The 9,988-nt window shown below is 65.4% G+C and carries 11 protein-coding genes; 1 reads left to right on the top strand and 10 read right to left on the bottom strand.

What is annotated here, in order from left to right:
* Window positions 1-152: 152 nt before the first annotated feature.
* From mltG to epmA, 6 genes are all read right to left on the bottom strand, one after another.
* Window positions 153-1,130 (bottom strand): endolytic transglycosylase MltG, encoded by a 978-nt coding sequence (gene mltG / locus BLW40_RS06300; RefSeq protein ID WP_074766636.1) that lies wholly within the window; start codon window positions 1,128-1,130, stop codon window positions 153-155.
* Between the two features lie 84 nt (window positions 1,131-1,214).
* A complete protein-coding gene (gene fabF / locus BLW40_RS06295; RefSeq protein WP_074766635.1) occupies window positions 1,215-2,471 on the bottom strand; it encodes a beta-ketoacyl-ACP synthase II in 1,257 nt (418 codons plus the stop codon).
* 82 nt (window positions 2,472-2,553) lie between these two features.
* The gene (locus BLW40_RS06290; protein WP_002728310.1) at window positions 2,554-2,787 is read right to left on the bottom strand and encodes an acyl carrier protein; all 234 of its coding nucleotides are present in this window, start codon (window positions 2,785-2,787) and stop codon (window positions 2,554-2,556) included.
* Window positions 2,788-2,930: 143 nt separating this feature from the next.
* A complete protein-coding gene (gene fabG / locus BLW40_RS06285; protein ID WP_074766633.1) occupies window positions 2,931-3,668 on the bottom strand; it encodes a 3-oxoacyl-[acyl-carrier-protein] reductase in 738 nt (245 codons plus the stop codon).
* 28 nt (window positions 3,669-3,696) lie between these two features.
* A complete protein-coding gene (fabD, locus tag BLW40_RS06280; protein WP_074766631.1) occupies window positions 3,697-4,638 on the bottom strand; it encodes an ACP S-malonyltransferase in 942 nt (313 codons plus the stop codon).
* A gap of 245 nt (window positions 4,639-4,883) precedes the next feature.
* Window positions 4,884-5,945, bottom strand: coding sequence for an EF-P lysine aminoacylase EpmA (epmA, locus tag BLW40_RS06275; RefSeq protein WP_074766629.1), 1,062 nt, complete (start codon window positions 5,943-5,945; stop codon window positions 4,884-4,886).
* 21 nt (window positions 5,946-5,966) lie between these two features.
* On the opposite strand from epmA, the gene BLW40_RS06270 reads away from it, so the two are divergent.
* A complete protein-coding gene (locus BLW40_RS06270) occupies window positions 5,967-7,010 on the top strand; it encodes a lysine-2,3-aminomutase-like protein (RefSeq protein ID WP_074766628.1) in 1,044 nt (347 codons plus the stop codon).
* A 1-nt stretch (window position 7,011) separates the two neighbouring features.
* Here the strand turns inward: BLW40_RS06270 and BLW40_RS17615 are convergent, their stop codons facing one another.
* From BLW40_RS17615 to BLW40_RS06255, 4 genes are all read right to left on the bottom strand, one after another.
* Window positions 7,012-7,185, bottom strand: a complete 174-nt coding sequence (locus BLW40_RS17615; RefSeq protein WP_170834537.1) for a hypothetical protein — start codon at window positions 7,183-7,185, stop codon at window positions 7,012-7,014.
* A gap of 5 nt (window positions 7,186-7,190) precedes the next feature.
* Window positions 7,191-9,107: a ferrous iron transport protein B gene (gene feoB / locus BLW40_RS06265; protein ID WP_074766626.1), complete on the bottom strand. Its 1,917-nt coding sequence runs from the start codon at window positions 9,105-9,107 to the stop codon at window positions 7,191-7,193.
* 5 nt (window positions 9,108-9,112) lie between these two features.
* A complete protein-coding gene (locus tag BLW40_RS06260; RefSeq protein WP_074766624.1) occupies window positions 9,113-9,406 on the bottom strand; it encodes a FeoA family protein in 294 nt (97 codons plus the stop codon).
* 93 nt (window positions 9,407-9,499) lie between these two features.
* Window positions 9,500-9,940: an EamA family transporter gene (locus tag BLW40_RS06255; RefSeq protein ID WP_074766622.1), complete on the bottom strand. Its 441-nt coding sequence runs from the start codon at window positions 9,938-9,940 to the stop codon at window positions 9,500-9,502.
* Window positions 9,941-9,988 lie beyond the last annotated feature (48 nt).

The following is a 9,988-nucleotide window of genomic DNA, read 5'->3' as shown; positions in this document are numbered from 1 at the left end:
AATAATTAAATTACAGGATCGAATTGACGATCACCTCAGCAATAATAATAGGATACACAAAAAAACAAAACGGCCCCCGCAGGGGCCGTGATCGCAAAAGACTATTCAGGATATTTCCGTCACAATGTTCCACATAGAATATATGACAAAAATCATGGTGCTGCTGCGTTTCGGCTGCGTTCGATCTGACGCCAGCGGGCGACGTTGGCATTGTGCTCGTCCAGCGTCGCGGCGAAGGCATGGCCGCCGCTGCCATCGGCAACGAAGTACAGTTCGTCGGTGCGGGCGGGGTGCAACACCGCTTCCAGCGAGGCTCGTCCCGGATTGGCAATCGGGGTGCGCGGCAATCCGTCGATCGCATAGGTGTTCCACGGATGCGGTGTGTTGAGATCGGCGCGGGTCAACGGGCGATCAAGCACGCCCAACCCGTCCGAGACGCCATAGATCACGGTGGGATCGGATTGCAGCCGCATCCCCCGCGCCATCCGGTTATAGAACACGGCGGCGATCCGGGGCCGTTCCGCCGCAATCGCGGTCTCGCGCTCGACGACCGAGGCCAGGATCAATGCCTCGTCCGGCCCGCGCAGGGCGACGCGGAGATCGCGCCCGGCCCACAGCGTGTCGAGATTGCGCCGCATCGCCTTTTCCATCCGCGCCAACACCTCGTCACGCGGTTCGTCGCGGACGGCGTGCCACGTCTCGGGCAGCAGCCAGCCCTCGGCCAGCGACCGGGTAATCGGCCCGGACAGGAAATCGGCCTGTTCGACCAAAGCGGCGACCTGACGCACCGTCAGCCCCTCGGCCACCGTCAGTTTGTGGATCACCACCCGCCCATCGGCGATGATCCGCATCGCCTCCTCGGCCGACACCCGGGCGGGAAAGGCGTATTCGCCCGCCTTCAAGGTGACCCGGCGCAACTTGGAACCGATGATGAAGACATAGCGGTCCGAGATCACCCCGGCCTGTTCAAGCAAGGCGGCGGTCGCCTCGGTCCCGGCCCCCTTGGGAACGATCATCGTCACCGGAGACGAAGACGGACCAGGGCCGGTGAAGGCGACATGCCCCTGCCACGCCAGCACGCCGCCAAGCAACCCCAGCACCAGCAGAACCGCAAACGCTTTGGCCTTCATTCCGACCCCCAAAAGCGACGAAGGCCCCCGCGACGATGCGGAGGCCTTGTCTTTAAGTCTCGATCAGCGACCCCGCAGCCCCGGTCACGGAGCCTTGCGGAACACCAGCGAGGCGTTGGTGCCGCCAAAGCCGAACGAATTCGACAGAACGACGTCAACCTTGCGTTCCTTGGCCTTCAGCGGCACCAGATCGATGTCGCAGCCATCGGACGGGTTATGCAGGTTCAGCGTCGGCGGCACGATCTGATCGCGGATCGCCAGCAGCGAGAAGATCGCTTCGACCGCACCGGCCGCGCCCAGCAGATGCCCGACCGCCGATTTGGTCGAGGACATGCTGAGCTTGTAGGCGTGATCGCCGAACACCCGCTTGACCGCTCCGAGTTCGATGGTGTCGCCCATCGTCGCGGTGCCGTGGGCGTTGATGTAGTCGATCTCCTCGAGCGGCAGACCGGTGCGCTTCAGCGCGGCCTTCATCGCGCGCACGGCGCCGTTGCCGTCGTCGGCCGGGGCGGTGATGTGATAGGCATCACCCGACATGCCGTAGCCGATGATTTCGCCGTAGATCTTGGCGCCGCGCTTTCTGGCGTGCTCCAGTTCCTCCAGCACGACGACGCCGGCGCCTTCGCCCATCACGAAGCCGTCACGATCGCGATCCCACGGACGGGAGGCCTCGGTCGGGCGGTCGTTGTAGGAGGTGCACAGCGCCTTGGCGGCGGCGAAGCCAGCCAGCCCCAGACGATGCACCGCCGCTTCTGCGCCACCCGCGACCATCACGTCGGCGTCGTCGAACATGATCATCCGGGCGGCGTCGCCGATGGCGTGCGCGCCGGTGGCACAGGCCGTCACAACCGCATGGTTCGGCCCTTTGAAGCCGTAGCGGATCGAGACATGGCCCGAGACCAGATTGATCAGGGCGGCGGGAATGAAGAACGGGCTGATCCGGCGCGGGCCGGACTTTTCAAGCGTCAGGGCGCCATCGGCGATATTGGGCAGACCGCCAATACCGGAACCGATCATCACGCCGGTGCGTTCGCGCGATTCTTCGTCTTCGGGCAACCAGCCCGAATCGAGAACCGCCTCGGTCGCGGCGGCGAGGCCATAGACGATGAAATCGTCCATGCGCCGACGATCCTTGGCCGAAGCCACGGAATCGAGGTCGAGTTCGCCTGGATTGGTGCCTCTCGGCACGACCCCGGCGATCTGAGCGGGCAGATCGGAGACATCAAAGCTCTCGACACGGCGGATACCGGACTGGGAGGCAAGGAGCCGTTCCCAGTTGGTCTTCACTCCGCTGCCCAGCGGAGTGACGAGGCCGAGGCCGGTGACGACGACACGTCTCATGAAACCCTGGCTTTCGGAAGTCACGGAAAAAGGATAAGGGCGCCGCCCCCGAAAGAGCGGCGGTCGGCGCCCGGAGTCCGGATCAGGAATTCTTGCTGATGAAGTCGATCGCGTCCTTCACCGTCAGAATCTTCTCAGCCGCATCGTCCGGAATCTCGACCGAGAATTCCTCCTCGAAAGCCATCACCAGCTCGACGGTGTCGAGGCTGTCGGCGCCCAGGTCGTCGATGAAGCTGGCGTTCTCGGTCACCTTGGACTCTTCGACGCCCAGATGCTCGACGACAATCTTCTTAACCCGTTCGGCCACGTCACTCATGTGTGATCCCTCAAAAGTCTTGTCCGTTGGAAAACCGGCTTATGCGCCGAGGAGGCGCATCCCCCTGTCAGGCGAAAAGTGCCCGTTCCTAGCACACTTTTCCACCCTTGACCAGCCTCGGCGCCCCTCTATCGTGGCCTAGATCAGATCATCGCCATCCCGCCGTTGACGTGAAGGGTCTGACCGGTGACATAGGCGGCTTCGGCCGAGGCGAGATAGACCACGGCGGCGGCGATTTCCTCGACGCTGCCCATCCGCCCGGCCGGAATGCCGGTCAACAGCTTGCCCTTCTGATCGTCGTTCAGCGCGTCGGTCATCGCCGAGGTAATGAAGCCCGGAGCGACGCAATTGACGGTGATGCCCCGGCTGGCGACTTCCTGGGCCAGCGACTTGCTCATCCCGATCAGACCGGCCTTCGAGGCGGCATAGTTCACCTGCCCCGGATTGCCGGTGACGCCGACGATCGAGGTTATGTTGATGATCCGGCCGGAACGACGCTTCATCTGCCCCTTGATCGCGGCGCGGCACAGGCGGAAGGCGGCGGTAAGGTTGACGTCCAGCACCGTCTGCCAATCCTCGTCCTTCATCCGCAGCACCAGACCGTCGCGGGTCAGACCGGCATTGTTGACCAGGATGTCGATCGCGCCCAGCGCCGCCTCGGCATCCTTGGCCAATTGCTCGACCGCCGCCGAATCCGACAGGTTGGCGGGCAGGACGTGCACCCGCTCGCCCAACTCCGCCGCCAGCGTGTCGAGCGCCTCGCGCCGAGTGCCATGCAGGCCGACCACCGCGCCCTGGGCATGCAGGGCGCGGGCGATCGCGCCGCCGATACCGCCCGACGCGCCGGTCACCAGCGCGGTCTTTCCGGAAAGATCGAACATCGGACTCCCCCCTCTTCTTCCGATCGGTTTACAGAGACTTCAGGAACGCTTCGACGTCGGCGGGAGTCCCCACCGAGCTGCCGGTCAGTTCCTTGTCAATGCGCCGGGCCAGTCCGCCCAGCACCTTGCCCGAGCCCAGTTCGACCAGCGCGGTCACCCCCTGGGCCTTCATGAACAGCACGCTTTCGCGCCAGCGCACCGTTCCGGTGACCTGACGGACCAGCAGATCGCGGATTTCGTCGGGCGCGGTGACCTTCCCTGCGGTGACGTTGGCGACCAGCGGCACCTTGGGGGCGGCCATCGCGACATTCGCCAGCGCCTCTTCCATCGCATCGGCGGCGGGCTGCATCAGCGAACAATGGAACGGAGCCGATACCGGCAGCAGCACCGCCCGCTTCACCCCGCGCTCGCCCGCGATCTTCATCGCCCGCTCGACCGCGCCCTTGTGACCGGACACCACCACCTGAGCCCCGCCATTATCGTTGGCGGCCTCGCACACTTCGCCCTCGGCGGCGGCGGCGGCGATCTCGTGCGCCAGCTCCAGTTCGGCCCCCAGCAGGGCGGCCATCGCGCCGACACCGACCGGCACCGCTTTCTGCATCGCCTGACCGCGAATCTTCAGCAGACGGGCGGTATCGGCGATCGAGAAGGTTCCGGCGGCGGCCAGCGCCGAATATTCACCCAGCGAATGACCGGCGACGAACGCGGCGGCCTGGGCCAGATCCAGCCCGCCTTCGCTTTCCAGCACGCGGACCACCGCCAGCGACACCGCCATCAGAGCGGGCTGGGCGTTTTCGGTCAGAGTCAGATCGGCTTCCGGCCCCTCGGCCATCAACACCGACAGCTTTTGTGACAAGGCGTCGTCAACTTCCTCGAACACCTGACGGGCCACCGGAAAGGCTTCGGCCAACTCACGGCCCATGCCGACGGCCTGCGAGCCCTGGCCGGGAAAGACGAACGCACGAGTCATAATCTGCTAACTCCCCTCGGATTCCTTAGGAACCGCGAAGGAACGGGATCGCCCCCTCCCCTGTCAAGAAAAGATGTCGATCGGGCCGGTACAAACGGCTGCCCCCCTTCGCCGGGCGCTCAATGCGCCAGTCGCTGCGCTTCTTACCCGACCGGGGCCCACAACACGTCGTCGATCCGCTCCGCGGGTCTTCACAGCCTCAATCGCCGGCGCGACCTCCGGTCGCTTGGCTTTCGCTGCGCTTCTTACCCGACCGGGGCCCACAACACGTCGTCGATCCGCTCCGCTCCGGTCAGCAGCATCACCAGCCGGTCGAAGCCAAGCGCAATCCCCGCCGAGTCCGGCATTCCGAACTCCAGCGCGGCAAGGAAATCTTCGTCGGCGGGCGGAGCGGCCCCATAGAGCGCTTGCGCCAACGCCTGATCCTCGGCAAAGCGGCGGCGCTGTTCGGCGGCGTCGGTCAGTTCGCCAAACGCGTTGGCCAGTTCGACCCCCAGCGCATAAGCCTCGAACCGCTCGGCGACGCGGTTATCGGCACCTAAGGGCCGCGCCAGCGCCGCCATCGACAGCGGCCAGGAATGGAGGAACACCGGGGCGTCAAAGCCCAGATGCGGCTCGATCCGGTCCATCATGATCCGAAAGACGATATCGTCCCAGCGGTCGGACGGGCTGACCGACACCCCGATCCGCGCCGCTTCGGCGGCGATCAGCTCGCGCTGCGGCTGCAACGGATCGGGCGCGGTGGCCAGCAGGTCGATCCCGGCATAATCGCGGAACGCCTGGGCCACCGACAGCCGCCGCCACGGCTGGAACGGATCGCACGAGCGCCCCCGGCGCGACAGACGGGTCACCCCCGCCGCCTCGGCGCAGGAGGCGACCAGCGTTTCGGTATCGTCCATCAGCGCCTCCAGCGGCACGTCGGTTCGATACCATTCCAGCATGGTGAATTCGGGATGATGGGTGTCCGACCGCTCGGCATTGCGGAACACCCGCGCCAATTGGTAGATTTTCGGCATCCCCGCCACCAGCAGCTTTTTCATCGCGAATTCGGGGCTGGTGTGCAGGCTCATCGTCCGGTCCGGGCCACCATAGGGATCGGTCAGAGCGGTGGAGAACCATTTCAGATGCGGTTCCATCCCCGGCGAGGCTTGAAGACAGGGGGTTTCGACCTCGGCAAAACCGCGCACGGCGAAGAAGGCCCGTACCGCCGCGACGATCCTGGCCCGGGTCTCCAGCCGCTCGCGGCGGACTGCAAACCGCTCGGGCCGCCACCATTGTTCCCCCACCCCGATCTTGCCTGCGCTCATCTTTTCCCCTATCCCGTCCCGATGTCCCAGTTCCATCCCCCCTATCGCCGCCCGGCCGACCTGGTCGCAGCCGGTCTGATCGAGTCCGCCGCCCTGGCCGCGATCGAAGCGGCGGCGGCTTCGTTTCCGCTGCTGCTGCCGCGCGGGCTGGCGGCGCTGATCGATCCCACCGATCCCGCCGACCCGATCGCCCGTCAGTTCATCCCCGGGGCCGAGGAACTGGACATCCGCCCCGAAGATCGCGCCGATCCGATCGGCGACCAAACCTACAGCCCGCAGACCGGGATCGTCCACCGCTACCCCGACCGGGTGCTGTTGACCCCGATCCTGACCTGCGCCGCCCATTGCCGCTTCTGCTTCCGCCGCACCCGGGTCGGCGACGGAGCCGCCGCGATGAGCCCGGCCGAGATCGAATCCGCTTTGGCCTATGTCGCCGCCCGGCCCGAACTGCGCGAGGTGGTGATCACCGGCGGTGATCCGCTGATGCTGGGGCCGCGCCGGATCGGGGACTTGCTGGCGGCGCTGAGCCAGATTGCCCATCTCGACGTGGTGCGCGTTCACACCCGCCTGCCGGTGGTCGAGCCCGCCCGGATTGATGCGGCGATGGTCGCAGCACTGACACCGCCACCCGGGGCCAATTTTTCGGTATGGCTGGCAATTCAGGTCAACCACGCCCGCGAACTGGCCGCCGCGACGGATGCCGCCCTGGCCCGGCTGGCCGATGCCGGACTGCCGTTGCTGGCCCAGACAGTGCTGTTGAAGGGAGTCAACGACGAGGCCGCAACGCTGGAGGCGCTGTTTCGCGCCCTGGTGCGGCGGCGGGTGCGGCCCTATTACCTGCACCACCCCGACCTTGCCCCCGGCACCAGCCATTTCCGCCCCACCCTGGCCGAGGGCCGCGCCTTGATGCGGAGCCTGCGCGGCCGTCTCAGCGGCATCGCCCTGCCGACCTATGTGTTGGATATCCCCGGTGGTTTCGGCAAGGTGCCGGTCGGCCCGGATTATTGGGACGAAGACAGCAACACCGTCACCGATCCCAACGGCGGGCGGCATTCCCTAACCTGATTTAAGACGTATGCCGTTTCTCGGGCACGGAGGAACCGCCGCCACAACCACCGCAGCCGGGACAGCCGCCCGCGCGCTTGCGCCCGAGCAGGGCCGAGGCCCAGCGGCATATCCGCCAGCCGATCCAACCGGCGGCGGCGGCGACGACAAGACCGACCAGAATCGTCTGTTCCATCGCGCCTACTCCCCGATCAACGCGGTGGCGACACGGAAGGTGGCGAACGACGCCCCATAGGCCAGACTGGTCAGGCCGAAGAACATCGCCGTCGGCCACCAATAGGAATTCAACTCGCGCCGCACCACGCTCAAGGTGGCGATGCATTGGGGCGCGAAGACATACCAGGTCAGGAAGGACAAGGCGGTCGGCAGGCTCCAGGAATGGGCCAGCAGCCCGGCCAGCGAATGACGCATCGCGTCGCCGCTGTCGCTCAGCGCATAGACGGTGCCTAGCACGCCGACCGCGACTTCGCGCGCCGCCATGCCGGGCACCAGCGCCACCGCGATCTCCCAATTAAAACCGATCGGGGCCAGCAGCGGTTCGAGGAAATGGCCGATCATTCCGGCAACAGAATAATCAATCGCGGGCAGGGTCGCGCCTTCGGGTGCGGCGGGGAAGCTGGCCAGCGCCCAAATCACCACCATCAGGGCAAAGATCGTCGTACCGGCGCGGACCAGGAACGCCCGCGCCCGTTCGTACAGGCCCAGCAGCACATTGCGCGGACGCGGCAGGCGATAGGCCGGAAGCTCCATCAGCAACGGCTCGCGCGCGCCGGTCAGCACCGTCCGCTTCAAGATGAAGGCGATCAACAGCCCGGACAGGATTCCGGCGGCATACAGCGCGAACAGCACCAGACCGGGCAGACCGACCCAGCCGCCCAGCACCTGCCGCTGCGGGATAAAGGCGGCGATAATCAGGGTATAGACCGGCAACCGGGCCGAACAGGTCATCAGCGGCGCGATCATGATGGTGGCAATGCGGTCGGTGCGGTTTTCGATCGTGCGGGCCGCCATGATCCCCGGCACGGCGCAGGCAAAGCTGGACAGCAGCGGGATGAAGGCACGCCCATGCAGGCCGACGCCCCCCATCATCTTGTCGAGCAGGAAGGCGGCGCGGGCCATATAGCCCGAATCCTCGAGAATCTGGATGAACAGGAACAGCACCAGAATCTGGGGCAGGAAGATCACCACGCTGCCGACGCCGCCGATAATACCGTCGGTGATCAGGCTTTTCAGCGGGCCGTCGGCCATCCCGGCATCAATCGCGGCCTTGACCGCCGACAGGCCGCCGTCGATCAGTTCCATCGGCAGCCGCGCCCACGAAAACACCGCCTGGAACATCAGGAACAGCAGCATCAGCAGAATCGCCAGACCGGCGGCGGGCTGGAGCAACACGCGGTCGATGCGGCGGGTGGCGAGGTGGGGCCGCGAGGGACGCCCAACCGCCTGGGCCAGAATCGTCTCGACCTCGACATGGTAATCGCGCAGATCGCGGGCACTGGGCTCGGACCAGCCGCACGGCGCGCTTTTCGGAGCCAACCCTTCGCTTTTGGCAACCTGAAGGGTGCGGTCGATCTGGTCGAGCAGCGGCTGAATGCCGTCCTTGCGGATCGCCACCGTCGGCACCACCGGCATCCCCAGCGCCGCCGACAATTCGGCAGCATCGACGGCGATACCCTGGCTTTCCGCCTCGTCCATCATGTTAAGGGCGAGGATCACCGGGCGGCCCAGCTTCTTCATCTCCAGCACCAGCCGCAGATTGAGCCGCAGCCGGGTGGCATCGACGACGCAGACAATCGCCTCGGGCACCTCTTCATCGGCGCGCCGCCCCAAGACGACGTCGCGGGTTACCTCCTCGTCGGGCGAGCGGGCACGCAGACTATAGGTGCCGGGCAGGTCGATCACTTTCACGCGGGTGCCGCCGGGACTGACGAACAGCCCCTCCTTGCGCTCGACGGTGACCCCGGCGTAATTAGCGACCTTCTGCCGCGCCCCGGTCAGGGCGTTGAACAGAGCGGTTTTGCCACAATTGGGATTGCCGACCAGGGCGATGCGGGGCGGCCCGGCCGGGCGGATGGAAATACCGTCGTCTTTGGGCATCCCCCTTAATCCTTCAACCGCCGCACCATCACCGCATTGGCCTCGGCCCGGCGCAGCGCGATGGTGCTGTCGCCGACCAGGACCGCGATCGGATCGCGGCGGGGAAAGCCTTCGTGAAGGATCTCGATCCGGGCACCCTCGACCAGTCCCATTTCGATCAGGCGACGTTCCAGTTCGCCGACATCGAGGGTGGTGACCGCGGCGGATTCATCGAGTGCAATGATCTCCGCCTGTGCGCCTTTGCGCAGCGCGCCGAGAGACACCCCCGCACTCATCGCCATCTCTGTTTCCGTCCGCATGATACTCGATGCTCCACTGCCGCGAGAAGGCTTCTGCTCCGCATTCTCAACAGGGTCAACTGATTTTGTTGGCAACACCATCCTCTTGTGGGGTTAGGACCGCGCCTGCCCCAACGAGAACAACACCACCGCCGCCACGGCCAGAACGATTGCCGCACCGTGGTAAATATTCATCGGTTCCTTCAAGATCAACCCGCCAACGACCAGAGTGGTCGTTAAAATCGATAAAGCGGCATACAGCACATAGGCCGAGGCGCCGAACCGGGTATAAAGCAGATTGAAGCCGAGATAGGTCAGAAACAGCCCGATTCCACCGATCACAATCGGGCGCAGGTCGGTTTTGATCATCGAAGCGAGATCAAAACGACCGAGAAGCGGCGCGCCGATCAGCGATAACACCACCGCGACGAAGGCACTCAACCCGACGAACAGCAACCCGTTGGTGGGGCCAGAGGCCTGCTTCTGGGCAAATGCGAACACGGCGTTGCCGATCGCCGCGATCAGGGCAAACAGGATGGGAAGGACAAGGGACATATCCGGTTTCTCTCGCGACCCCGGTGGACGCTTTATACTGCGGCCAGC

The organism is Magnetospirillum fulvum, assembly GCF_900108475.1.
Taxonomy (GTDB): Bacteria; Pseudomonadota; Alphaproteobacteria; order Rhodospirillales; family Magnetospirillaceae; genus Phaeospirillum; species Phaeospirillum fulvum_A.
Note: the sequence above shows the minus strand (reverse complement) of the source record. Positions and strands in the feature narration are given on the sequence as shown.